Origin of the sequence: Mumia xiangluensis (assembly GCF_010994095.1) — a bacterium.
GTDB classification, from domain to species: Bacteria; Actinomycetota; Actinomycetes; order Propionibacteriales; family Nocardioidaceae; genus Mumia; species Mumia xiangluensis.
In genome coordinates this window covers 712347-735827 of the sequence record NZ_WJYO01000002.1, presented here as the reverse complement: position 1 = coordinate 735827, position 23481 = coordinate 712347, and the positions used below count along the sequence as shown (strand labels likewise).

Below are 23481 nucleotides of genomic sequence, written 5' to 3'. Positions count from 1 at the left end.
CCGGTGCGCGCGCACGAGGCCGGGGCCCTGCACGGCCAGGCCGGAAGCCGTGGACCCGCCTGGCTGCGGGAGCCCGAGGACACCAACGCACTGGTCGCGTCCCTGTGGGCGACGAACGTCGAGCGTCGCGCGGACGGTGAGATCAGCGTCGCAGGCGTGAGCGCGACCGCGCTCGCCGCCGAGTTCGGCACGCCGCTGTACGTCGTCGACGAGGACGACTTCCGCGGACGGGCCCGCGCGTTCGCCGACGCGTTCGCCGGCTGGGACGTCTACTACGCCGCGAAGGCCTTCCTCTGCACGTCGGTCGCACGGTGGATCGCCGAGGAGGGCCTGCGGATGGACGTGTGCACCGGCGGTGAGCTCGCCGTCGCCCTGCGTGCCGGGGTCGACCCGTCCCGCATCGGCCACCACGGCAACAACAAGAGCGTCGCCGAGATCCGCCGGGCGCTCGAGGTCGGCGTCGGCAAGATCATCGTCGACTCCTTCGTCGAGATCGAGCGCGTCGCGGCCCTCGCCACGGAGCTCGGCGTCACCGCCCACGTCATGGTGCGCGTCACCGCCGGCGTCGAGGCCCACACCCACGAATACATCGCCACGGCGCACGAGGACCAGAAGTTCGGGCTCTCGATCACCGAGGGCGACGCTCTCGAGGCCGTACGCCGGGTGCTGGCGCAGCCGTCGCTGCACCTGCTCGGCCTCCACTCGCACATCGGCTCGCAGATCTTCGACACGGCCGGCTTCGAGGTCGCGGCCCACCGCGTCGTCGGGCTGCACGCCCGGATCGCCGCCGAGCTGGGCTACACCGCGCCCGAGCTGGACCTCGGCGGTGGCTACGGCATCGCGTACACGACCCAGGACGACCCGTCCACGCCGCAGCTGCTGGCCGACGGGATGCGCACGATCGTCGAGCACGAGTGCCGGGCGCTGGGCATCGAGGTCCCGCGCCTGTCGATCGAGCCGGGTCGCGCCATCGCCGGCCCGTCGACGTTCACCCTGTACGAGGTCGGCACGACCAAGGAGGTGGCTCTCGACGGCGGTGCCTCGAGGCGCTACGTCGCGGTCGACGGCGGCATGAGCGACAACGTCCGTACGGCGCTGTACGACGCGGACTACTCGTGCTCGCTCGCCTCGCGTGCGTCCACGGCCCCGCCGGTCCTCAGCCGGGTCGTCGGCAAGCACTGCGAGTCCGGTGACATCGTCGTCAAGGACGAGTTCCTCCCGGACGACGTCGCGCCGGGCGATCTCGTCGCGGTGCCCGGCACCGGCGCGTACTGCCGCTCGCTCGCCTCCAACTACAACCACGTCCCGCGCCCCGCGGTCGTCGCGGTCAAGGACGGGGCAGCGCGGTTGATCGTGCGGCGCGAGACCGAGGACGACCTGCTGCGCCTCGACGTCGACTGACCGACGGTGACCCGAGTTCGGACATCGAGGTCCGACGTTCCCGACCACGACTAGGCTGGACCGGTGACTTCCCACCCGCACGAACCCCGCACGCTGCGCGTCGCGTTGCTCGGCCACGGCGCCGTCGGCAGCGAGGTCGCACGCCTGCTGACCCGTGACGCCGACGAGCTGGCGCAACGCATCGGTGCCCGTCTCGAGCTGGTCGGCGTCGCCGTCGGCAGCGACCGTCCGGACCGCCAGACGGCGTTCGACCCGGCCCTGCTGACGACGGACGCGGCAGCGCTCGTACGGCGTGGGGACCTCGACGTGGTCATCGAGCTCATCGGTGGCATCGAGCCGGCGAGGTCGCTCGTGCTGGCCGCGCTGGAGCACGGAGCGTCGGTCGTCACCGGCAACAAGGCCCTTCTCGCCGAGGACGGCAGCACTCTCTTCGCGGCCGCCGAGGACGCCGAGCGGGACCTCTCGTACGAGGCGGCGGTCGCCGGCGCGATCCCGATCATCCGCCCGTTGCGCGAGTCGCTGACCGGTGACCACGTCCGGCGCGTGCTGGGGATCGTCAACGGCACCACCAACTTCATCCTCGATGCGATGACGACGACCGGGCAGGGCTTCGACGAGGCGCTCGCCGAGGCGCAGCGCCTCGGGTTCGCTGAGGCCGACCCGACGGCCGACGTCGAGGGGTTCGACGCCGCCGCGAAGGCCGCGATCCTCGCGAGCCTCGCCTTCCACACCCGCGTCACGATCGAGGACGTGCACCGCGAGGGCATCACCACGGTCACCGCGGACGAGATCGCGTCGGCCGACGACATGGGCTGCGTGGTCAAGCTCCTGGCGATCTGCGACCAGAGCATGGACGGCGGCGCCGTCTCGGCCCGTGTCCACCCCGTGATGATCCCGAAGGACCACCCGCTCGCCAGCGTCCGCGGCGCCTACAACGCCGTGTTCGTGGAGAGCGAGTCCGCGGGCCAGCTGATGTTCTACGGCCCCGGCGCCGGGGGAGCCCCGACGGCGAGCGCCGTGCTGGGCGACGTCGTCTCGGTGGCCCGCAACCGTCTCCTCGAGGTCACCGCGCCGCCCGAGCGGACCCACGCGCGCCGCCGTCTCCTCGGGATCGGTGACGCCCGGACCCGCTACCACATCGCCCTCGACGTCGACGACAAGGCAGGCGTGCTCGCGTCCGTCGCCCTGGCGTTCGCCGACAACGAGGTCTCGATCTCGGCCGTCCGCCAGGAAGGCCACGGCGACGACGCCCAGCTCGTCGTCATCACCCACACCGCGACCGACGCCGCACTGTCGCGGACGGTTCAGCAGCTCAGCGACCTGCCCATGGTCCGCGAGGTGTCGTCCGTCATGCGCGTCGAAGGAGAAGGACTGTGACCGAGCAGCTCGGCGCCCGCCCCTGGCGTGGCGTGATCGAGGAGTACCGCGACCGCCTCCCCGTGGTCGGCGACGCGCCGGCCGTGACGCTGGGGGAGGGCGGCACACCCCTCGTACGCTCCACGTGGCTGTCGGAGGCCACGGGGAGCGACGTCTGGCTCAAGGTCGAGGGCAGCAACCCGACGGGGTCGTTCAAGGACCGAGGCATGACGGCAGCGATCACGGTCGCGGCCGCCGAGGGCGCGAAGGCCGTCGTGTGCGCCTCCACCGGCAACACGTCGGCCTCGATGGCCGCGTACGCCGTCCGTGCGGGCCTCCAGCCGATCGTGCTCGTCCCGCAGGGCAAGATCGCTGCCGGCAAGATGGCGCAGGCGCTCATGTTCGACTCGCTCGTGGTGCAGGTCCGCGGCAACTTCGACGACTGCCTCGCCATGGCGCGCGGGATGGCCGACGACTACCCGGTCGCGCTCGTGAACTCGGTGAACCCGGTGCGGCTCCAGGGCCAGAAGACCGGCGCCTTCGAGATCGTGGACGTCCTCGGCGACGCGCCCGACCTCCACGTGATGCCCGTCGGCAACGCCGGCAACATCTCCGCGTACTGGTTGGGCTACGGCGAGTACGCCGCGGACGGCGTCGCCACCCGCACCCCGGAGATGTGGGGGTTCCAGGCCGAGGGAGCGGCGCCGCTCGTCGTCGGATCGCCGGTGCCGGATCCCGAGACCGTCGCCAGCGCGATCCGGATCGGCAACCCCGCGTCGTGGGACCTGGCGATCGCTGCTCGTGACGAGTCCCGTGGGCGGATCGCCGCAGTCAGCGACCAGGAGATCCTCGACGCCCAGCGTGAGCTGGCCCGTCGCGACGGCGTCTTCGTCGAGCCGGCGTCGGCCGCCGGCGTGGCGGGGTTGCTCAAGGCGGCCGCTGCGGGCGAGGCTCCCAGCGGCGCCACGATCTCGGTGGTCGTGACCGGCAACGGACTGAAGGACATCGACACGGCGCTCTCGCACCTCGGCGTCATCCCGGAGAACGTCATCGACGCCGACGTCAGCAAGGCCGCCGAGCTCGCCGGTCTCGCATGAGCAGGTTCGTCCCGGGGTCGGTCACGGTCGTGACCCCGGCCTCGTCGGCGAACCTCGGCCCCGGATTCGATGCGCTCGGGCTCGCGCTGCGCCTCTACGACGAGGTGACCGCCGAGGTCGTCCACGGCGACGGGCTCGAGGTCACCGTCTCCGGTGTCGGTGCGGACGAGGTCCCGTTGGACGAGTCGCACCTGGTCGTGCGCGCGCTGCGCTCGGTGTTCGCCCGGCTCGGCGTCCCCCAGCCCGGTCTGCGCGTGCACTGCGTCAACCGGATCCCGCACGCACGCGGGCTCGGGTCCAGCTCTGCGGCGATCGTCGGCGGCATCTCGGCGGCGCGCGCCCTCCTCGCGGTCGAGGATCCGGCGCCAGAGGTCGCGGCGTTCGACGACGCTGCCGCGCTGCGGCTCGCCACCGAGATCGAGGGCCACCCCGACAACGTCGCCGCCGCGCTCCTCGGCGGGTTGACGATCGCGTGGACGGACGAGGACGGGGGCCGTGCCGTCCGTCTCGACGCGTCGGTCTCCACCGTGGCGCTCGTCCCGACCGACGGCGTGAAGACGGAGGTCGCGCGCGGGCTGCTGCCCGCGTCGGTCCCGCACGCCGACGCCGCGCGCAACGCTGGACGCGCTGCCCTGCTCGTCGCAGCGTTCGGAGGACGCCCCGAGCTGCTCCTCGAGGCGACCGACGACCGGCTGCACCAGCACTACCGCGCTCCCGCGATGCCGGAGTCCTTCACGCTGGTGGAACAGCTGCGGGCCGACGGCGTCCCGGCGATCATCTCCGGTGCCGGCCCGACCGTGCTCGCGTTCGTCACCGACGCGTACGACGAGGCGCGCCTGGTCGCGCGGGCTCCCGCGGGCTGGGCGGCCCTCCCGCTGGGGATCGATGCTCAGGGTGCGCGCCCCGCGTGAGCGCTCGGGCGTTAGGTCACGATTGTGTGACTCGCGGCACCCGCGTGGAACAGATGGACCGTACCGGGTGTTATGGTCGATCAGGTGATCCGAGAGGGTCTGATTCGATCGAACCCCCTCGATCTCCCGTTCATCCCCGCATCCTCCCCGACGTCGCTCGACGCTCGGAGCTCCAGGACCCGCGTGGGAAATCTGCAATGCTTCGTTCGGCCTCGTTGTGCGAGGTCGAGCTTGGTGGTCCGCGACATCGTACGGACCGCTGACAACGAGCGGTGCCTGAGCGCCGCCTGACGTGGGAAGGACCTCACGTGACCGAAACACCAACCCTGCTCGGCGGCGCCGGCGAGCCCGCGGTCGACACCGCGGCTGCCAAGACCCCGCGCCGACGTGGCACCGGCCTGAACGGCATGGTGCTCCCCGAGCTGCAGCAGATCGCCTCCGGTCTGGGCATCAAGGGCGTCGGCAAGATGCGCAAGGGCGCCCTGATCGAGGCCATCCAGGCTGCGCAGGGAGGCGGCTCCGCCGCTGGCGCGACCCCCCAGGCGGCAGCCGCTGCCGTCGTGGCCGAGCCCGCTCGCGAGCCCGCAGCGCGCGCCGAGGCGCCGCGCGAGGAGCGGACCCAGCAGGCCCGCGCAGATCGCGGTGCGGACCAGCCCCGTGACAAGGCGGAAGCGCCCCGCGAGGACCGGAGCGAGAAGTCGCGCGGCGACCGCGCCGAGCGCTCCGAGAAGAAGGACAACCGCGGCGACGACCGCGGCGAGAAGAAGAACGACAGCCGCAACGAGCGCGGTGACAAGAAGAACGACAACCGCGGCGAGCGCAGCGACCGTGGCGATGCCAACCGTGGCGAGCGCAGCGACCGTGGTGACGCCAACCGTGGCGAGCGCAGCGACCGTGGTGACGCCAACCGTGGCGAGCGCAGCGACCGTGGTGACGCCAACCGTGGCGAGCGCAGCGACCGTGGTGACGCCAACCGTGGCGACCGCAACGACCGTGGTGACGCCAACCGTGGCGACCGCAACGATCGTGGTGACGCCAACCGTGGCGACGACAGCGACGGCGAGGGCGGCGGTCGCCGCCGCAACCGCAACCGCAACCGCAACCGCAACCGGGGCGAGCGCGAGCGCGGCAGCGAGCGTGGCGGTCGCGAGGCCGAGCCGATCGTGAGCGAGGACGACGTCCTGATCCCGGCGGCGGGCATCCTCGACGTCCTCGACAACTACGCCTTCGTGCGCACCAGCGGCTACCTCCCGGGCGAGAACGACGTGTACGTCTCCCTCTCGATGGTCCGCAAGTGGGGCCTGCGCAAGGGCGACGCGATCGTCGGCCAGGTGCGCCAGCCCCGCGAGGGCGAGCGCAAGGAGAAGTTCAACCCGCTCGTCAAGATCGAGTCGGTCAACGGCATGACGATCGAAGAGGCCAAGCAGCGCGTCGAGTTCGCGAAGCTCACGCCGCTCTATGCCTCCGAGCGCCTTCGCCTCGAGACCGAGCCGACCCAGATGACGGGCCGGATCATGGACATCGTCGCCCCGATCGGCAAGGGGCAGCGCGGGTTGATCGTGTCGCCGCCGAAGGCCGGCAAGACGATGGTCATGCAGCAGATCGCCAACGCGATCACGACCAACAACCCCGAGTGCCACCTGATGGTCGTCCTCGTCGACGAGCGTCCTGAGGAGGTCACCGACTTCCAGCGCACGGTCAAGGGCGAGGTCATCGCCTCGACCTTCGACCGTCCAGCGACCGACCACACCACGGTCGCCGAGCTGGCGATCGAGCGGGCCAAGCGCCTCGTCGAGCTCGGGCACGACGTAGTCGTGCTCCTCGACGGGATCACACGCCTCGGCCGCGCCTACAACCTGGCGGCACCCGCGAGCGGTCGAATCCTCTCCGGCGGCGTCGACTCCTCGGCGCTCTACCCGCCGAAGAAGTTCTTCGGTGCGGCGCGGAACATCGAGGACGGCGGCTCGCTGACCATCCTCGCCACCGCGCTGGTGGAGACCGGCTCGCGGATGGACGAGGTGATCTTCGAGGAGTTCAAGGGCACGGGCAACATGGAGCTCCGCCTGCGCCGCGAGTTCGCGGACCGGCGCATCTTCCCGGCGATCGACGTCGAGTCGTCCGGCACCCGCCGCGAGGAGCTGCTGATGAGCCGCGAGGAGCTCGCGATCATCTGGAAGCTCCGGCGCGTGCTGTCGGCCCTGGACGGTCAGCAGGCCCTGGAGCTGATGCTCGAGAAGCTGAAGTCGACGAAGAGCAACGTCGAGTTCCTGATGCAGATCAACCAGTCGACCCCGTCGACAGGTCGTCGCAACGACGACGACTGACGCGCACGACGCAGAGGCGGCGGGGCCCCGAACGGGGCCTCGCCGCCTCCGTCGTACCCGGCGCAAACATCTGTGGAACGTCGTTCCGAATTTCTCGTCCTTCATCCAGCCGTTGCGTGGAGGAACGCCGCCGTGGCCCGTACGCTGTCGCCATGACCTCCGCATACGACTTCCGTGCCGTCGACATCGACGGCAACGAGCGCAGCCTGGACGAGTTCCGAGGCAAGGCTGTTCTCGTCGTCAACACCGCGAGCAAGTGCGGGTTCACCCCGCAGTACGAAGGGCTCGAGGAGCTCTACCGCAAGTACCAGGACGAGGGCCTGGTGGTCCTCGGCTTCCCGTGCGACCAGTTCCGCAACCAGGAGCCGGGCGACGAGGCCGAGATCAAGTCGTTCTGCTCGCTGACGTACGACGTGACGTTCCCGATGTTCGCCAAGATCGACGTCAACGGCAACGACGCCCATCCCCTCTACAAGTGGCTGCGCGACCAGAAGTCGGGTCTGCTCGGCGACCGCATCAAGTGGAACTTCACCAAGTTCCTGGTCAACGCCGACGGGCAGGTCGTGGACCGCTACGCGCCGACCACGAAGCCCGAGGACATCGCCGGCGACATCGAGAAGCTCCTGAAGTGAGCCCGCTGCTGGTCACGGTGGTGCTGCTCAACGCGCTCGCCGCGGCCTCCGTGCTGTTCGCGCTCACCGAGGCCAACAAGGGCGTCCCGATCTCCGAGCTCGGCGTCTTCCTGACGGTGACGGTCGGTCTGCTCGGGCTGTCGATCATCCTGATCGCGGGCTCGATGATCATGGCGTGAGGCGCGTCCCGGCTCCGGGAATGCCACCCGGGCGATTCGTGTTTCAGAGAACGTCGATGGCACAATGGATAGAGGCTCTGGTTCACGCCCCGACCCGCGGGACGACCCAGCGGCCGATCGAGAGGACGACATGAAGAAGGACATCCACCCCACGTACGTGGCGACCGAGGTCTCCTGCACCTGCGGCAACACGTTCACCACCCGCAGCACCGCGACCGACGGAGTGATCCGCGTCGAGACCTGCGCGGCCTGCCACCCGTTCTACACGGGCAAGCAGCGCATCCTGGACACGGGCGGCCGCGTCGCCCGCTTCGAGAAGCGCTACGGCAAGAAGTAACGACCTCGCGGCGCCGGCCACGCACGAAGCGTGCGCCGGCGCCGTTGTCGTGTCTCGGTCCAGAGCGAAGGGGAGTCGATGAGCAGCCGGTTCGATGCCGTGGAGTCGCTGGTGCGCGAGCACTCCGACCTCGAGACCCGGATGGCCGACCCCTCGGTCCACACCGACCCCGCCCTCGCGAAGCGACTCGGCCAGCGCTACGCCGAGCTCACCGGCATCGTCCGGACCTACCGCGACTGGCAGCAGACGGTCGACGACATCGAGGCGGCGCGCGAGCTCGCTGACGAGGACGCGGGCTTCGCCGAAGAGGTGGAGACGCTGACCGCGCGCGAGCAGCAGCTCGCCGAGCGGCTGGAGCGTCTCCTCGTGCCGCGCGACCCCGCTGACTCCAAGGACGCGATCCTCGAGATCAAGGCCGGCGAGGGCGGCGAGGAGTCGGCGTTGTTCGCCGGCGACCTTCTCCGCATGTACCTGCGCTGGGCCGAGACCCAGGGCTGGAAGACCGAGCTGATCGACGAGAACGCCTCCGACCTCGGCGGCTACAAGTCCGTCACGGTCGGCGTGAAGGCCAAGGGCACTCCCGATCCCGGTGACGCGCCGTACGCGAAGCTGAAGTTCGAGGGCGGCGTCCACCGGGTCCAGCGGGTCCCGGTGACCGAGTCGCAGGGGCGCGTGCACACGTCGGCGGCCGGCGTCCTGGTGCTTCCCGAGGCGGAGTCGGTCGACGTCGCGATCAACGACAACGACCTCCGCATCGACGTGTTCCGGTCGTCGGGTCCCGGCGGGCAGAGCGTCAACACCACCGACTCGGCGGTCCGCATCACGCACCTGCCCACCGGCATCGTCGTGAGCTGCCAGAACGAGAAGAGCCAGCTCCAGAACAAGGAGTCGGCGATGCGGATCCTGCGTTCCCGGCTGCTCCAGGCCGCCCAGGACGCCGCCGACGCCGAGGCGTCCGACGCGCGCCGCTCGCAGGTGCGGACGGTCGACCGCTCCGAGCGGATCCGCACCTACAACTTCCCCGAGAACCGCATCTCCGACCACCGCGTCGGCTTCAAGGCCTACAACCTCGACCAGGTGATGGACGGCGCGCTCGACGACGTCGTCACGGCGTGCGTCGAGGCTGACCTCGCAGCCCGCCTCGCCGCGGTCGAGGCCTCGGCGTGACGGACGTCCGTACGGCGTTGGCGCAGGCCGCAGGCCGGCTCGACGCCGCCGGGGTCGCCTCTGCCCGCAACGATGCGGAGCTGCTGCTGGTCCACGTCCTGGGGACGTCGCGTGCCGGGCTGCTGCTCGTGGACGCGCTCGACGACGCCCAGGCGGCGGCGTACGAGTCGCTGGTCGTCCGGCGCGAGGCGCGCGAGCCGCTGCAGCACCTGACCGCGTCCGCGGCCTTCCGCTACCGCGAGCTGGCGGTCGGTCCGGGCGTGTTCGTGCCCCGTCCGGAGACCGAGTCGCTGGTCGAGTGGGGCCTCGGCGTCATCGACTCCCTCGACGTGGCGCACCCTGTCGTCGTCGATCTCGGGACGGGGTCGGGCGCGATCGCGGGAGCCGTCGCGTCCGAGCGCCCGCACGCCCGGGTGCACGCCGTGGAGCTCGGCGAGTCGGCCTTCGCGTACGCCGAGCGCAACCTCTCCGGCCTCGACGTGGACCTGCGTCACGGTGACCTCGCCGACGCGTTCGCCGACCTGGACGGGTCGGTCGACCTGGTGCTGTCCAACCCGCCGTACATCCCGCTGACCGCGTGGGAGTCGGTGGCCGTCGAGGCGCGCGACCACGACCCGGCGCTCGCCCTGTGGTCGGGGGAGGACGGTCTCGACGCCATGCACGACGTCGCCGCGACCGCCGCCCGGCTCCTGCGTGACGGCGGCGCCGTCGGTGCCGAGCACGCCGACGTCCAGGGGGAGTCGGCACCGGCGGTCTTCGTGGCGCACGGCGCGTTCGACGAGGTCCGCGACCAGCTCGACCTGGCGGGGCGGCCACGCTACGTGACGGCGAGACGCGTCCGACGGTGAGTCCGGATCTCGCGCGCCAGGCCGGACTGGCACCATGGCCCTTGTGAGTGAACGGTTCTCCTGCCTCGACCCCGACGGACGCGACGAAGGGCTCGAGGCCGCGCGGCTCGCGCTGCGAGACGGTGGTCTCGTCGTGATGCCGACCGACACCGTGTACGGCATCGCCGCGGACGCGTTCGACCCTGCCGCTGTCGCCCGGCTGCTCGCGGCGAAGGGCCGCGGTCGCCACATGCCGCCGCCTGTCCTCGTGGCCTCCAACTCCACGCTGGACGCTCTCGCCTCGAGCGTGGAGCCTTACGTCCACACGCTGACCGACGCGCTGTGGCCAGGCCCGCTCACGGTGATCTGCCGTCAGCAGGAGTCGCTGACGTGGGACCTGGGGGAGACCCGAGGGACCGTCGCGATCCGGATGCCCGACGACGAGACCGCGCGCGAGCTGCTTCGCCGTACGGGGCCGCTGGCAGTGTCCAGCGCGAACCTCACCGGCCACCCGGCGGCGACCACGATCGACGAGGCCGAGCAGCAGCTCGGCGAGAGCGTCGCCGTCTACCTCGACGGCGGACCCGCCGGGAGCGGCGTCCCCTCGACCATCGTGGACTGCACCGGCGAGCACCCCCGGATCGTGCGCATGGGTGCGATCACCGCCGACCGCTTCACCGAGCTCGGGGTCGAGGTCGGCTGATCCGTGCGCGAGTACCTCGTCGTCTTCCTCGTCGCCGTCGCGGTCACCTACCTGCTCGCGGTCCTCGCGCGCGAGGGCGCGATGAAGGTCGGGGCGTACGCTCCGGTGCGCGACCGTGACGTCCACGCCGTCCCCATCCCGTACCTCGGCGGTCTGGCCATGCTCTTCGGGCTGCTCGCTGCCTACCTGGTCGCGTCCCAGATGCCGTTCCTGTCGCGGTCGGAGGACGCCGTCCTGGCCGACGCAGGGGCGGTGATGGTCGGAGCGACCGTGATCACCCTGGTCGGCGTGATCGACGACGTCTACGAGCTCGACGCGCTGACGAAGTTCGCGGGGCAGGTCCTCGCGGCCGTCATCACGGTGTCGATGGGCGTCCAGCTCGTCTACCTGCCGCTCCCAGGCTCGACGTGGGCGATCGACCCGATCCAGTCGATCCTGTTCTCCGTCCTGACCATCGTCATCTGCGTCAACGCCGTGAACTTCGTCGACGGCCTCGACGGGCTGGCCGCCGGCGTCGTCGGCATCGGCGCCATCGCGTTCTTCATCTACGCCTTCGTGCTGGTCGCCGAGAACCGGCAGACCAACGCCATCGCCTCGGCGATGCTCTGCGCCGCGCTCGCCGGGGTCTGCGTCGGGATCCTGCCGCACAACTTCAACCCCGCCCGCATGTTCATCGGCGACGCCGGGGCGATGCTGATCGGGTTCGTGCTGGCCTGCTCGGCGATCTCACTGTCGGGCCGCTTCTCGGCGGCGGAGGCGATCCAGGGTCTGGGTGGTGCCGAGGCGTCCCTCTTCCCTGCCCTCCTGCCGCTGCTGCTCCCGTTCGCGGTGCTGCTGGTGCCGTTCGTCGACCTGCTGATGGCCGTCGTGCGCCGTACGCGTGCCGGGCGGTCGCCGTTCGCGCCGGACAAGCTGCACCTGCACCACCGGCTGCTCGAGATCGGCCACTCGCACCGGCGGGCGGTGCTGGCGATGTACATGATCGCCGGGGTCGTCGCGTTCGGCGCGGTCGCGCTCGGCCTGGTCGGGGGCTGGCGTGCCGTGGCGGGGGTTCTGGTCATGGTCGGGGTGACGGCGTTCGTGGTGTTCTGGCTGCCGCGCGTCGGGCGGGCGAGCGGCGCCAACCCCTAGTCGCACCCCGGAGTTGGGGGCGTCCGGGACCTTGTGCTAGTTTTCACAAACACCCACCCCGCACGCTTGGACGGCCGCCCCATGACGACCGAGAGCTCGACCCGACGCCCCGTGAAGGTCACGCGCGCGCTGATCGCGGTCGTTCTCCTGACAGCCGTCGCCTGCGTCGCAGGGAGCGCGCTCGTCGCCGGCGGCCCGGGCGTCGTCGGGGCTCTGATCGGGCTCGTGCTCGTGGCCTTCCTCCTGGGGTTCACCGCCGTGGCTCTGCGCGTGCTCGCGCGGCCGGCCAACGGGGCTACGCTCCTCATCGCGCTCCTGCTCTACGCCACCAACGTCATGTTCGTGGTCGCCGTCGCGCTCGCCCTCACCAGGTCGGGTGTGCTCGGCGACGCGGTGCACTCCGGAGCCCTCGGGATCACCGTCCTCGTCGGCGCTCTGGTCGGCACCGTGCTGTTCCTGGTCGCCGCCGTGACGACCCGCGAACCCCTGTACGACCTGGGGGGCGAGCGATGATCCGGGCGTGCTACCGTTCCGTTGGCAATGAGCGAATCCTCCCGACGTCCTCGACGCAGCCTGGGTCAGGCGATCAGACGGATCGTCGGAGGGATCGTGGTCTACGGAGCCATCGGCTTCGGCCTGGATCGCTGGTGGGGGACCTCGTTCATGGTGTTCACCGGTGCCGCCCTCGGGGCAGCGCTCGGGATCTTCACCGTGTACGCGGCCACGCCGCACAGGTCCTGACCGTTCATTTGCTACCCGACGTATCCGTGACGCCCGTGGAACCGCGGCGCGACCGTGCCACAGATGAGGTGATCGAGTGACCACCGAAGGACGGACTGTCCTCGCCGAGTTCCACCCGCCGGGTCCCTCCAGCTTCGAGCTGCCCCCGATCTTCACGATCGCCGGGGTCGAGTTCACGAAGCCGATGGTGCTGGTGATCCTGTCGGGGTTCATCGTCGTGGGCCTGACGTACGCGTTCGCGCGTCGTGCTGCGGTGGTCCCCGGACGCATGCAGTTCGCCGGCGAGTACGCCTACAACTTCGTCCGCAACAACATCGCCCGCGACAACATCGGGTCCGAGCACTACATGAAGTACGTGCCGTACCTCTTCGCGCTGTTCATGTTCATCCTGGTGAACAACTACTACGGCGTGATCCCGTTCATCCAGTTCCCGTCGTTCGCGCGCATCGGCTTCGTCGTCGCGCTCGCGGCGATCACCTGGGTGGTCTACAACACGGTCGGCATCGCCAAGCACGGCTTCGTCGGCTACCTCAAGCACGAGACCGTCCCCGGCGGCATCAAGGGTCCGATCCTGCTGCTCCTGGTGCCGCTGGAGTTCTTCTCCAACATCCTCATCCGGCCGATCACGCTGACGCTGCGACTCTTCGGCAACATGTTCGCCGGTCACCTCCTGCTGATCCTGTTCGCGACCGGCGGCGCCTACCTGCTGCTGGACTCGGGCAACGCGCTGTACGGCGTGGTCGGCGTCCTGTCCTTCGTGCTCGGCATCGCGGTGAGCTTCCTCGAGCTGCTGGTGATGTTCCTGCAGGCGTACGTGTTCACCCTGCTGACCGCGATGTACATCGGCGAAGCCATCGCCGACGAACACTGATTCACCCACCCCAAGAGTTCACCCGAAGCGCCCCCCAGGCGCTGACGACGAAAGGAAAAGCCGTGGAAGGCTCTCTGAACATGATCGGTCTCGGCCTTGCCGCGATCGGTCCCGGTGTCGGCATCGGCCTGATCTTCGCCGCGTACATCGCCGGCGTCGCCCGTCAGCCGGAGGCGCAGTCGCGCCTGCAGACGATCGCGATCCTTGGCTTCGTCCTCGCCGAGGCGCTGTTCATCATCAGCGTCGCGCTCGCGTTCGTCCTGCCTATCTGATCCAGTCCCGAGACGTAAGGGTCCCATCACATGGACATCACACAGCTGGCCGCGGAGGAGGCGCACAATCCCGTCCTCCCGGTCTGGTCCGAGGTCATCCTCGGGCTGATCGTCTTCGGGATCGTCCTCTTCCTGGTCGCGAAGCTCGTCGTGCCCAACTTCGAGAAGGCGTACGCGGAGCGTACGGCGGCGATCGAAGGCGGCATGAAGGAGGCGGCCCAGGCGCAGGAGGAGGCCAAGGCAGCGCTCGAGCAGTACAACGCTCAGCTCGCCGAGGCCCGCCACGAGGCCGCGCGCATCCGCGAGGAAGCCCGCGAGCAGGGCGCGCAGATCACTGCAGAGCTCCGCACGCAGGCGCAGGACGAGGCCCAGCGCATCGTCTCTGCGGCGCACCAGCAGATCGAGGCCGAGCGTGCCCAGGCGGTGCAGTCCCTGCGCCGCGAGGTCGGTCAGCTCTCGACCGAGCTGGCTTCGCGCATCGTCGGTGAGTCGTTGGAGGACGAGGCGCGTCAGCGTCGCACCGTCGAGCGGTTCATCGTCGACCTCGAGGGCTCGTCGAACGGATCGGCGAACTGATGCGGGGCGTCTCCGCGACCTCACGGGCGCAGGTCCTGGACACCGTGGGCGGCGCGACCGCCGACGGTGCGCAGGGCGTGGCTGTCGGCACCGAGCTGTTCGCGGTCGTCGGCGCGCTCGACTCCAACCCGGTCCTCCGACGCGTGCTGTCCGACCCGGCGACCGAGGCTGACGCCAAGGCCGGCCTGGTCGGCACGCTGTTCGGCGACAAGATCGGTGCGGGCGCTCTCGACGTCGTCGGCGCGGCCGCGCGCGGCCGTTGGAGCGCCGGACGCGACCTCGCCGACGCGCTCGAGCAGGCGGGTGTCCAGGCGGTGCTCAGCGCCGCGGACAGCGCCGGCTCGCTCGCCACGGTCGCTGACACGCTATTCGCGTTCACGCGCGTGGTCACCGGCAACCCGGAGCTGCGCCAGACGCTCAGCGACCGGTCGGCGTCCGTCGAGGGTCGCCAGGAGCTCGTCTCCCGGCTGCTCGGCGACCACGCGGACGAGGTGTCGCTCGCCCTGGCCCGCCAGGCCGTGGCGTCACGCGGACGCAGCTACGAGACGGCGATCGTCGACTACGCGCAGGACGCCATCGTCCGAGAGGGCAGGCTCCAGGCGCGGGTCGTCGCGGCGTACGCGCTCGACGACGACGAGAAGCAGCGTTTGGCCGGAGCCTTGGCCCGCAAGTACGGTCGAGACGTGCACGTGGACGTCACCGTGGACCCGGACGTGATCGGCGGCATCTCCGTCGAGATCGCCGGCGAGCGGATCGACTCCACGGTCTCGACCCGGCTCGCAGACGCCCGACGGGCCCTCGCCGGCTGACGATGGCTCCCACAACCCCCTCCCGAGAACTTCCCCAGCACGATCGAGAAGAAGGCAGGCACTGACATGGCGGAGCTCACGATCCGTCCCGACGAGATTCGCGACGCGCTCCAGCAGTTCGTCAGCGACTACAAGCCGCAGGCGACGACCGAGGAGATCGGCACCGTCGCGGAGGCGATGGACGGAATCGCCCGTGTCGAGGGCCTGCCGTCCGCGATGGCCAACGAGCTGCTCGAGTTCGAGGACGGCACGCTCGGCCTCGCCCTGAACCTCGACGTGCGCGAGATCGGCGTCGTCATCCTCGGCGACTTCGCCGGCATCGAGGAGGGTCAGCCGGTCAAGCGGACCGGCCAGGTCCTGTCCGTCCCGGTGGGCGACGGATACCTCGGCCGTGTGGTCGATCCGCTCGGCAACCCGATCGACGGGCTCGGCGAGGTGGAGACCACCGAGCGTCGTGCGCTCGAGCTCCAGGCGCCGACCGTGGTCCAGCGCAAGAGCGTCCACGAGCCCCTGATGACCGGCATCAAGGCCATCGACTCGATGACCCCGATCGGCCGCGGCCAGCGTCAGCTGATCATCGGCGACCGCCAGACCGGCAAGACCGCGATCGCGATCGACACGATCATCAACCAGAAGCAGTACTGGGAGACCGGTGACCCGGCTCAGCAGGTCCGCTGCATCTACGTCGCGATCGGTCAGAAGGGCTCGACGATCGCCTCGGTGCGCTCGGCGCTCGAGGAGGCCGGCGCGCTGGAGTACACCGCCATCGTCGCGGCCCCCGCGTCGGACTCGGCCGGCTTCAAGTACCTCGCTCCCTACACCGGCTCGGCCATCGGCCAGAAGTGGATGTACGAGGGCAAGCACGTCCTCATCATCTTCGACGACCTGAGCAAGCAGGCCGAGGCCTACCGCGCCGTGTCGCTGCTGCTGCGCCGCCCGCCGGGCCGCGAGGCGTACCCCGGCGACGTGTTCTACCTCCACAGCCGGCTGCTCGAGCGCTGCGCGAAGCTCTCGGACGACCTGGGCGCGGGCTCGATGACCGGTCTGCCGATCGTCGAGACGAAGGCCAACGACGTGTCGGCCTACATCCCGACGAACGTCATCTCGATCACCGACGGCCAGATCTTCCTGCAGTCGGACCTGTTCAACTCGAACCAGCGTCCGGCCGTCGACGTCGGCATCTCGGTGTCGCGCGTCGGCAGCGCGGCGATGCTCAAGTCGATGAAGGCCGTCACCGGCTCGATCAAGGTCGAGCTCGCGCAGTACCGCGCGATGGAGGCCTTCGCGATGTTCGCCTCGGACCTCGACGCCGCCTCGAAGCAGCAGCTCGCCCGCGGTGAGCGTCTGATGGCGCTGTTCCGGCAGGGCCAGTACGAGCCGTTCCCGGTCGAGGAGCAGGTCGTCTCGCTGTGGGCGGGCACGACCGGCAAGATCGACCCGGTTCCGGTCGACGACGTGCAGCGCTTCGAGTCCGAGTTCCTCGACTACCTGCGCCGCAGCGAGCCCGGCATCCTCGACTCCATCCGTGAGTCGGGCAAGTTCGACGACGACACCGCGTCCTCGCTCGAGTCGGCGTACAACAGCTTCGCCGACCAGTTCGAGACCAGCGACGGTGGTTCGATCAAGCCGGGCAAGGAAGAGCACGAGGCTCTCGCGGACGAGGACGTCTCGCAGGAGCAGATCGTCGCGCAGAAGCGAGGCTGACCTGTCATGGCAACCTCACTGCGCGAGTACCGCGCGAAGATCAAGTCGACGCAGTCGATGAAGAAGATCACGCGCGCCATGGAGCTCATCGCTGCGTCCCGCATCATCAAGGCGCAGCAGCAGGCCGCGGCGGCGACGCCGTACGCCCGTGAGCTCACGCGCGCGGTGTCGGCCCTCGCGACCTTCGGTCACGTCGATCACAAGCTGCTCACCGAGAACCCCGAGCCGAAGCGCGCGGCCATCCTGGTCATCGCCAGCGACCGCGGTCTTGCCGGCTCGTACTCGTCGGCGGTCCTCAAGGAGTCGGAGCGTCTCATCGAGAAGCTGCGCGCCGAGGGCAAGGAGGTGGACATGTACGTCACCGGCCGCAAGGCCGAGGGCTACTTCCGCTTCCGCCAGCGGCCGGTCGTCCAGTCCTGGACGGGCTTCTCGGACCGACCGACGTACGCGGACGCCCGCGAGGTGGGTGACGTGCTGACGGCGGCGTTCCTCATCGACCCGGAGGACCCCGAGACGGGCGACCCGGAGCGTGAGGTCGACGAGCTGCACGTGGTCTTCACCCGGTTCCGGTCGATGATCAGCCAGACGCCCGAGGTCATCCGGCTGCTGCCGCTCGAGGTCGTCGAGGGGACGGAGGCGCCGGAGAACGGCGACGTTTACCCCCTGTACGAGTTCGAGCCGTCGGCGACGGAGGTCCTCGAGGCGCTCCTGCCGAAGTACGTGAACCACCGGCTCTACTTCTGCTTCCTCCAGGCGGCAGCCTCGGAGCTCGCGGCGCGCCAGCAGGCGATGAAGAACGCCACGGACAACGCCGAGGATCTGATCCAGAAGTACACGCGAGTCGCCAACCAGGCCCGCCAGGCCGGTATTACCCAGGAAATCAGTGAGATCGTCGGTGGCGCGAACGCCCTTGCCGACGCGAACGCCGGGAGTGAGTGAAACCATGACTGCCACTGTCAACGAGACCACGACGACGGGCCGCATCGCCCGCGTCATCGGTCCGGTCATCGACGTCGAGTTCCCGACGGACCAGATGCCCGACATCTACAGCGCGCTCCACGTGAACTCGGCGCTGGACGCCGACGGGCGTCCGCTGACGCTCGAGGTCGCGCAGCACATCGGTGACGGCATGGTGCGTGCGATCTCCATGCAGCCGACCGACGGCCTGACCCGTGGTGCGGAGGTGCGCGACACCGGCGAGCCGATCTCGGTCCCGGTCGGCGACGTCACGCTCGGCCACGTGTTCAACACGATCGGCGAGTGCCTGAACCTCGAAGAGGGCGAGGTGCTCGACATCAAGGAGCGGTGGGGCATCCACCGCAAGGCGCCGTCGTTCGACTCGCTCGAGCCGAAGACCGAGATGTTCCAGACGGGCATCAAGGTCATCGACCTGCTGACCCCGTACGTGCTCGGCGGCAAGATCGGCCTCTTCGGTGGTGCGGGCGTCGGCAAGACGGTCCTCATCCAGGAGATGATCGCCCGAGTCGCGCGCGACCACGGTGGCGTGTCGGTGTTCGCCGGAGTCGGCGAGCGCACCCGTGAGGGCAACGACCTCATCGTCGAGATGGACGAGTCGGGCGTTCTCGGCCAGACCGCGCTGGTCTTCGGCCAGATGGACGAGCCGCCGGGCGCGCGTCTGCGCGTGGCCCTGTCGGCGCTGACGATGGCGGAGTACTTCCGCGACGTCCAGAAGCAGGACGTGCTCCTCTTCATCGACAACATCTTCCGGTTCACGCAGGCCGGCTCGGAGGTCTCGACGCTGCTCGGCCGCATGCCGTCCGCGGTGGGCTACCAGCCGACGCTGGCCGACGAGATGGGCGTCCTCCAGGAGCGCATCACGTCGACGCGTGGCCACTCGATCACCTCGATGCAGGCGATCTACGTTCCCGCCGACGACTACACCGACCCGGCGCCGGCGACGACGTTCGCGCACCTCGACGCCACGACCGAGCTCTCCCGTGAGATCGCGTCGCAGGGCATCTACCCGGCCGTGGATCCGCTGACCTCGACGTCGCGCATCCTCGACCCGCGCTACATCGCCGCCGACCACTACGCGGTCGCCACGCGCGTCAAGCAGATCCTTCAGCGCAACAAGGAGCTGCAGGACATCATCGCGATCCTCGGCGTCGACGAGCTGTCGGAGGAGGACAAGACGGTCGTGTCGCGCGCCCGTCGCATCCAGCGCTTCCTGTCGCAGAACACCTACGTCGCGAAGCAGTTCACCGGCATCGAGGGCTCCACGGTTCCGCTCGACGAGACCGTGGACGCGTTCAAGAAGATCGCCGACGGCGAGTACGACCACGTCGCCGAGCAGGCGTTCTTCATGTGCGGCGGTCTGGACGACGTCGAGAAGAAGTGGGCCGAGATCCAGAAGAGCTCCTGATCGAGCGATCGAGGAAAGAAGGAGTCGTCTGATGGCAGGCACACTGCACGTCGAGCTCGTGAGCGCTGACCAGCTGCTGTGGTCGGGCGAGGCCACGTCGCTGCTGGCGCGCACCCTCGAAGGCGACATCGGCATCCTCCCGGGCCACGCCCCGGTGATGTCGCTGCTCGCCGACGGAGTCGTGGAGATCGACACCGAGGACAACGAGACCTGGGTCGCCGCTGTCGACTCCGGCTTCCTCTCGGTCGCCCAGGACCGCGTGTCGATCCTGGCTGAGAGCGCGGAGATGTCGCACGACATCGACCTCGAGCGTGCGAAGCAGGAGCTCGCCCGCGTGCACGCCGAGGGTGCCAACGACGAGGAGGCTGCCGAAGAGGTACGCCGCCTCGAGGCCCGTATCCGCGCCGTCGAGCTCGCCTCGTCCTAGGGTCGTTCTCTAAAGCGTCCGGACGCTACGTCGAGGGAGGAGGGCACACATGCCGATCTGGTTGTGGGTGCTCGACTCCCTCGGCGTGCTTCTGGTCCTGGCGATCCTCGCCGTCCTCGGGCTGGGCGGCCGTCGCCGCTACCTGGCGCGTGGCGGCAGCACGTTCGACCTCAGCGTCAACCGACGTGCCGAGGCACCCCGCGAGGAGGGCGATCCGCGCGGGTGGACGCTCGGCGTCGGTCGCTACAACGCGAGCCACCTCGAGTGGTTCCGCACCTTCTCGTTCTCGCCGCGCCCGGTGCTGCGCTTCGAGCGAGGCCACGTCGAGGTCGAGCGGCGGCGGACGCCGGTCGGCTCCGAGACGTACGCGCTCCACGCGGGGAACACCATCGTCGAGTGCTCGCTCGACGACGGTGCCCGGATCCAGCTCGCGCTGAGCCCTCAGGCGCTGACGGGGCTGCTGGCCTGGTTGGAATCGTCTCCGCCCGGCCGCGAGGTCAACAACGTCATCTGACTCCGGGTCAGTCCGCTCCGACGTCGTGCCGGGTCAGCGTTCGCCGCCGGGCACCCAGAGGACGTCCCCTGTCGCCCGGTTGGCGTAGCGGGCCAGGATGAACAGCAGGTCCGAGAGCCGGTTGAGGTATTTCGCGGTGAGGACGTTCATGGTCTCGCCGTGCTCCTCGATCGCCGCCCATGCCGAGCGTTCGGAGCGCCGGCACACCGTACGCGCGATGTGGAGCACCGATGCCGCGGGCGTCCCGCCGGGCAGGATGAACGACCGCAGCGGCTCGATCTCGGCGTTGTAGTGGTCGCACCACGCCTCGAGACGATCCACGTACGCCGGCTCGACCCGCAGCTGCGGGTACTCAGGGTTCTCGACGACCGGGGCTCCGAGGTCCGCGCCGACGTCGAACAGGTCGTTCTGCACCCGCGCGAGGACCGCGTCGACGTCCTCGTCCAACGTCCCGAGCGCGCGGGCGTACCCGATCTGGCTGTTGAGCTCGTCCGTGTCGGCGTACGCCTGGAGACGGAGGTCGAGCTTCGACGTCTTGCTCATGTCGACGAGCCGGGTCGTGCCGTCGTCGCCGGTCCGGGTGTAGATGCGGGTGAGATTGACCATGCCGACACACTATGCCGCCAGCCGGCGACCTGGGGACGCCGGGAGCGACCCGGTCAGGGATGGTGGGGGGACTGCCTCGAGGCCACCCAGGCCCTGGCCACGTCGGCCTGCGTCTTCCACGCCAGCACCAGCCACCCGCGTACGTCGTGGGTGACCGAGGCGCGGATCCCTTCGGCCCGCAGGCGTGCAGCGGTGACCTCTGCGCCGTGCTGGTCCTTGCAGCGCGCGACCGGCACGAGCATCCCGTACGACGGCAGCTTGATGCGCTTGCCGGGAGACTGGGCCCAGCGCAGGATCAGTGCCAGGCCCACGATGGCGAGCGCGCTGACGAGCGGCACGAAGAGATAGCCCACCGCGGATCCGCCACCGGTCATCTCTCCAGTGTGCACCCGTCGGCCGGGAATGTGACCGACGTGACTCCGCTCACTCGGCTGTTACCCATCGGTCACAAGGAACTAACCTAAGCCGCATGGCCGACTCGACTCACCGCGATCGCCCCTGGGTGATGCGCACCTACGCCGGGCACTCCTCGGCGTCTGACTCCAACGCGCTCTACCGTCGCAACCTCTCCAAGGGCCAGACCGGGCTCTCGGTGGCGTTCGACCTGCCGACGCAGACCGGCTACGACCCCGACCACCAGCTGAGCAAGGGCGAGGTCGGCAAGGTCGGCGTCCCCGTGCCGGACCTGGGCGAGATGCGTCGTCTCTTCGACGGCATCCCCCTGAAGACCATGAACACGTCCATGACGATCAACGCGACGGCCATGTGGCTGCTCGCGATGTACCAGGTGGTCGCCGAGGAGCAGGCGCGTGACGCGGGCGAGGACCCGGCGGACTGGGTCGGCCAGCTCACCGGGACCACCCAGAACGACATCATCAAGGAGTACCTCTCGCGCGGGACGTACGTGTTCCCGCCGGAGGCGTCGATCAGGCTGACGACCGACATGATCGCCTACACGGTCGTCAACATGCCGAAGTGGAACCCGCTCAACATCTGCAGCTACCACCTGCAGGAGGCGGGCGCGACCCCGGTGCAGGAGCTCGCGTACGCCCTGTCGACGGCGATCGCGATCCTCGACGCCGTCCGTGACGCGGGCCAGGTCCCGGCAGAGGAGTTCGACAAGGTCGTCGGCCGCATCTCGTTCTTCGTGAACGCCGGTGTGCGCTTCATCGAGGAGACGTGCAAGATGCGCGCCTTCGGTCAGCTCTGGGACGAGATCACCCGTGAGCGGTACGGCGTGCAGGACCCGAAGATGCGTCGCTTCCGCTACGGCGTGCAGGTGAACTCGCTCGGTCTCACCGAGGCCCAGCCCGAGAACAACGTCCAGCGCATCGTGCTGGAGATGCTCGGTGTGAGCCTGAGCAAGAACGCTCGCGCCCGCGCGATCCAGCTGCCGGCCTGGAACGAGGCGCTCGGCCTGCCGCGGCCCTGGGACCAGCAGTGGTCGCTGCGGCTGCAGCAGGTGCTGGCGTTCGAGTCCGACCTCCTCGAGTACGGCGACATCTTCGACGGCAGTCACGTCATCGAGGCGAAGGTCGCCGAGCTCGTCGCCGGCGCCAAGGAGGAGATCGATCGCGTCCAGGCCATGGGTGGCGCGGTCGCGGCCGTGGAGTCCGGCTACATGAAGCAGGCGCTGGTGGCCTCGCACGCGGCTCGTCGCGCGCAGATCGAGGCAGGTGAGCAGCTGGTCGTCGGGGTCAACGCCTACACGGAGTCCGAGGACTCGCCGCTGACGGCTGACCTCGACGGCGCGATCCAGACGGCCGACCCGCTGGCCGAGGCGAGCGCGATCGAACGCGTCGACGCCTGGCGGGGTCAGCGTGACGAGTCCGAGGTCGCTGAGGCGCTCGATCGCCTCCGCGCCGATGCGAAGACCGACGCGAACCTGATGGAGGCGACCCTCGCCTGCGTACGCGTCGGGGCGACGACCGGTGAGTGGGCAGGCGCGCTGCGCGAGGTGTTCGGCGAGTTCCGCGCGCCGACCGGTGTGACGGGGGTGGTCGGTGTGGCCGAGGCGGGAGCAGAGCTCGCCGGTGTCCGTGAGCGGGTCCGGGCGACGGGGGAGGAACTGGGCGGACGTCTGCGGCTGCTCGTCGGCAAGCCCGGGCTCGACGGTCACTCCAACGGTGCCGAGCAGATCGCGGTGCGTGCGCGCGACGCGGGCTTCGAGGTCATCTACCAGGGCATCCGCCTGACCCCGACGCAGATCGTCGCTGCCGCCGTCGACGAGGACGTCGACTGCATCGGGCTGTCGATCCTGTCGGGCTCCCACATGGAGCTGGTGCCGGAGGTCCTCGCGCAGCTGCGTGACGCCGGCATCGGTGACGTGCCGGTGGTCGTCGGCGGGATCATCCCCGAGTCGGACGCCCGACGTCTGCTCGACGAGGGAGTCGCCGCGGTCTACACGCCGAAGGACTACGGCATGACCCAGATCATGGATGACATCGTCAGCGTGATCCGGCGGGCGAACGAGCTCGACTGACGCTGGCGCGCGTGCGCCGATCCAGGTCGAG

General features: G+C 69.8%; 26 protein-coding genes. 24 read left to right on the top strand and 2 right to left on the bottom strand.

The window, feature by feature from the left end:
• The first annotated feature begins 3 nt into the window (after nt 1-3).
• The 23 genes from lysA to GH747_RS09610 all read left to right on the top strand — a co-directional run bounded on the left by lysA (nt 4) and on the right by GH747_RS09610 (nt 20362).
• Nucleotides 4-1401: a diaminopimelate decarboxylase gene (lysA, locus tag GH747_RS09720; RefSeq protein ID WP_149769348.1), complete on the top strand. Its 1398-nt coding sequence runs from the start codon at nt 4-6 to the stop codon at nt 1399-1401.
• Between the two features lie 63 nt (nt 1402-1464).
• A complete protein-coding gene (locus GH747_RS09715; protein WP_149769347.1) occupies nt 1465-2778 on the top strand; it encodes a homoserine dehydrogenase in 1314 nt (437 codons plus the stop codon).
• A complete protein-coding gene (thrC, locus tag GH747_RS09710) occupies nt 2775-3854 on the top strand; it encodes a threonine synthase (RefSeq protein WP_149769346.1) in 1080 nt (359 codons plus the stop codon). The genes GH747_RS09715 and thrC overlap by 4 nt, the downstream gene beginning before the upstream one ends.
• Nucleotides 3851-4765: a homoserine kinase gene (gene thrB / locus GH747_RS09705; protein ID WP_149769345.1), complete on the top strand. Its 915-nt coding sequence runs from the start codon at nt 3851-3853 to the stop codon at nt 4763-4765. Before thrC ends, thrB begins: the two co-directional genes overlap by 4 nt.
• A gap of 407 nt (nt 4766-5172) precedes the next feature.
• Complete coding sequence (gene rho / locus GH747_RS09700) at nt 5173-7089, top strand: transcription termination factor Rho (RefSeq protein WP_228552871.1); 1917 nt, start codon at nt 5173-5175, stop codon at nt 7087-7089.
• A gap of 152 nt (nt 7090-7241) precedes the next feature.
• Nucleotides 7242-7721, top strand: coding sequence for a glutathione peroxidase (locus GH747_RS09695; protein WP_149769343.1), 480 nt, complete (start codon nt 7242-7244; stop codon nt 7719-7721).
• Nucleotides 7718-7900 (top strand): hypothetical protein, encoded by a 183-nt coding sequence (locus GH747_RS09690; protein ID WP_149769342.1) that lies wholly within the window; start codon nt 7718-7720, stop codon nt 7898-7900. Before GH747_RS09695 ends, GH747_RS09690 begins: the two co-directional genes overlap by 4 nt.
• A gap of 130 nt (nt 7901-8030) precedes the next feature.
• Entirely contained in the window at nt 8031-8237 is a 207-nt protein-coding gene (gene rpmE / locus GH747_RS09685; protein WP_149769341.1) for a 50S ribosomal protein L31, read from the top strand.
• A gap of 78 nt (nt 8238-8315) precedes the next feature.
• Nucleotides 8316-9404 carry a peptide chain release factor 1 gene (prfA, locus tag GH747_RS09680; RefSeq protein WP_149769340.1) on the top strand — a complete coding sequence of 363 codons (1089 nt, stop codon included), beginning with the start codon at nt 8316-8318 and terminating at the stop codon, nt 9402-9404.
• On the top strand, nt 9401-10252 hold the full coding sequence (gene prmC / locus GH747_RS09675; RefSeq protein WP_149769339.1) for a peptide chain release factor N(5)-glutamine methyltransferase: 852 nt from the start codon (nt 9401-9403) through the stop codon (nt 10250-10252). Before prfA ends, prmC begins: the two co-directional genes overlap by 4 nt.
• A gap of 43 nt (nt 10253-10295) precedes the next feature.
• A complete protein-coding gene (locus GH747_RS09670; RefSeq protein WP_228552857.1) occupies nt 10296-10934 on the top strand; it encodes an L-threonylcarbamoyladenylate synthase in 639 nt (212 codons plus the stop codon).
• Between the two features lie 3 nt (nt 10935-10937).
• Entirely contained in the window at nt 10938-12065 is a 1128-nt protein-coding gene (locus GH747_RS09665; protein WP_149769337.1) for an MraY family glycosyltransferase, read from the top strand.
• A gap of 81 nt (nt 12066-12146) precedes the next feature.
• A complete protein-coding gene (locus GH747_RS09660; RefSeq protein ID WP_149769336.1) occupies nt 12147-12578 on the top strand; it encodes a hypothetical protein in 432 nt (143 codons plus the stop codon).
• A gap of 27 nt (nt 12579-12605) precedes the next feature.
• On the top strand, nt 12606-12806 hold the full coding sequence (locus GH747_RS09655) for an AtpZ/AtpI family protein (protein ID WP_149769335.1): 201 nt from the start codon (nt 12606-12608) through the stop codon (nt 12804-12806).
• Nucleotides 12807-12882: 76 nt separating this feature from the next.
• Nucleotides 12883-13677 (top strand): F0F1 ATP synthase subunit A, encoded by a 795-nt coding sequence (gene atpB / locus GH747_RS09650; RefSeq protein ID WP_149769334.1) that lies wholly within the window; start codon nt 12883-12885, stop codon nt 13675-13677.
• A gap of 62 nt (nt 13678-13739) precedes the next feature.
• Nucleotides 13740-13949, top strand: coding sequence for an ATP synthase F0 subunit C (atpE, locus tag GH747_RS09645; RefSeq protein ID WP_149769333.1), 210 nt, complete (start codon nt 13740-13742; stop codon nt 13947-13949).
• A gap of 30 nt (nt 13950-13979) precedes the next feature.
• On the top strand, nt 13980-14525 hold the full coding sequence (locus GH747_RS09640; RefSeq protein ID WP_149769332.1) for a F0F1 ATP synthase subunit B: 546 nt from the start codon (nt 13980-13982) through the stop codon (nt 14523-14525).
• Nucleotides 14525-15334, top strand: coding sequence for a F0F1 ATP synthase subunit delta (locus GH747_RS09635; protein WP_149769331.1), 810 nt, complete (start codon nt 14525-14527; stop codon nt 15332-15334). The genes GH747_RS09640 and GH747_RS09635 overlap by 1 nt, the downstream gene beginning before the upstream one ends.
• A gap of 66 nt (nt 15335-15400) precedes the next feature.
• On the top strand, nt 15401-17038 hold the full coding sequence (atpA, locus tag GH747_RS09630) for a F0F1 ATP synthase subunit alpha (protein WP_149769330.1): 1638 nt from the start codon (nt 15401-15403) through the stop codon (nt 17036-17038).
• Nucleotides 17039-17044: 6 nt separating this feature from the next.
• Entirely contained in the window at nt 17045-17977 is a 933-nt protein-coding gene (locus GH747_RS09625; RefSeq protein ID WP_149769329.1) for a F0F1 ATP synthase subunit gamma, read from the top strand.
• A 4-nt stretch (nt 17978-17981) separates the two neighbouring features.
• A complete protein-coding gene (gene atpD / locus GH747_RS09620; RefSeq protein ID WP_149769328.1) occupies nt 17982-19421 on the top strand; it encodes a F0F1 ATP synthase subunit beta in 1440 nt (479 codons plus the stop codon).
• Nucleotides 19422-19452: 31 nt separating this feature from the next.
• Nucleotides 19453-19848 (top strand): F0F1 ATP synthase subunit epsilon, encoded by a 396-nt coding sequence (locus tag GH747_RS09615; protein WP_149769327.1) that lies wholly within the window; start codon nt 19453-19455, stop codon nt 19846-19848.
• Between the two features lie 49 nt (nt 19849-19897).
• A complete protein-coding gene (locus GH747_RS09610; protein ID WP_149769326.1) occupies nt 19898-20362 on the top strand; it encodes a DUF2550 domain-containing protein in 465 nt (154 codons plus the stop codon).
• A 33-nt stretch (nt 20363-20395) separates the two neighbouring features.
• Here GH747_RS09610 and GH747_RS09605 read toward each other — a convergent pair whose 3' ends face one another.
• Nucleotides 20396-20968, bottom strand: coding sequence for a cob(I)yrinic acid a,c-diamide adenosyltransferase (locus GH747_RS09605; RefSeq protein ID WP_149769325.1), 573 nt, complete (start codon nt 20966-20968; stop codon nt 20396-20398).
• A 53-nt stretch (nt 20969-21021) separates the two neighbouring features.
• Entirely contained in the window at nt 21022-21342 is a 321-nt protein-coding gene (locus tag GH747_RS09600) for a hypothetical protein (RefSeq protein WP_149769324.1), read from the bottom strand.
• Nucleotides 21343-21437: 95 nt separating this feature from the next.
• Here GH747_RS09600 and GH747_RS09595 point away from each other — a divergent pair, with 95 nt between their 5' ends.
• Nucleotides 21438-23450 carry a protein meaA gene (locus GH747_RS09595; protein WP_149769323.1) on the top strand — a complete coding sequence of 671 codons (2013 nt, stop codon included), beginning with the start codon at nt 21438-21440 and terminating at the stop codon, nt 23448-23450.
• Nucleotides 23451-23481: the final 31 nt, after the last annotated feature.

Excerpts from the sequence above, each read along its gene's own strand:
- GH747_RS09595 (WP_149769323.1), top strand. The coding sequence starts at position 21,438 with ATGGCCGACTCGACTCACCGCGATCGCCCCTGGGTGATGCGCACCTAC.
- GH747_RS09625 (WP_149769329.1), top strand. The coding sequence starts at position 17,045 with ATGGCAACCTCACTGCGCGAGTACCGCGCGAAGATCAAGTCGACGCAG.
- prfA (WP_149769340.1), top strand. The coding sequence starts at position 8,316 with ATGAGCAGCCGGTTCGATGCCGTGGAGTCGCTGGTGCGCGAGCACTCC.
- atpA (WP_149769330.1), top strand. The coding sequence starts at position 15,401 with ATGGCGGAGCTCACGATCCGTCCCGACGAGATTCGCGACGCGCTCCAG.
- thrB (WP_149769345.1), top strand. The coding sequence starts at position 3,851 with ATGAGCAGGTTCGTCCCGGGGTCGGTCACGGTCGTGACCCCGGCCTCG.
- GH747_RS09605 (WP_149769325.1), bottom strand. The coding sequence starts at position 20,968 with ATGGTCAATCTCACCCGCATCTACACCCGGACCGGCGACGACGGCACG.
- rho (WP_228552871.1), top strand. The coding sequence starts at position 5,173 with ATGGTGCTCCCCGAGCTGCAGCAGATCGCCTCCGGTCTGGGCATCAAG.
- GH747_RS09695 (WP_149769343.1), top strand. The coding sequence starts at position 7,242 with ATGACCTCCGCATACGACTTCCGTGCCGTCGACATCGACGGCAACGAG.
- GH747_RS09655 (WP_149769335.1), top strand. The coding sequence starts at position 12,606 with ATGAGCGAATCCTCCCGACGTCCTCGACGCAGCCTGGGTCAGGCGATC.
- atpD (WP_149769328.1), top strand. The coding sequence starts at position 17,982 with ATGACTGCCACTGTCAACGAGACCACGACGACGGGCCGCATCGCCCGC.
- GH747_RS09615 (WP_149769327.1), top strand. The coding sequence starts at position 19,453 with ATGGCAGGCACACTGCACGTCGAGCTCGTGAGCGCTGACCAGCTGCTG.
- GH747_RS09600 (WP_149769324.1), bottom strand. The coding sequence starts at position 21,342 with ATGACCGGTGGCGGATCCGCGGTGGGCTATCTCTTCGTGCCGCTCGTC.
- rpmE (WP_149769341.1), top strand. The coding sequence starts at position 8,031 with ATGAAGAAGGACATCCACCCCACGTACGTGGCGACCGAGGTCTCCTGC.
- GH747_RS09660 (WP_149769336.1), top strand. The coding sequence starts at position 12,147 with ATGACGACCGAGAGCTCGACCCGACGCCCCGTGAAGGTCACGCGCGCG.
- GH747_RS09635 (WP_149769331.1), top strand. The coding sequence starts at position 14,525 with ATGCGGGGCGTCTCCGCGACCTCACGGGCGCAGGTCCTGGACACCGTG.
- GH747_RS09610 (WP_149769326.1), top strand. The coding sequence starts at position 19,898 with ATGCCGATCTGGTTGTGGGTGCTCGACTCCCTCGGCGTGCTTCTGGTC.
- GH747_RS09640 (WP_149769332.1), top strand. The coding sequence starts at position 13,980 with ATGGACATCACACAGCTGGCCGCGGAGGAGGCGCACAATCCCGTCCTC.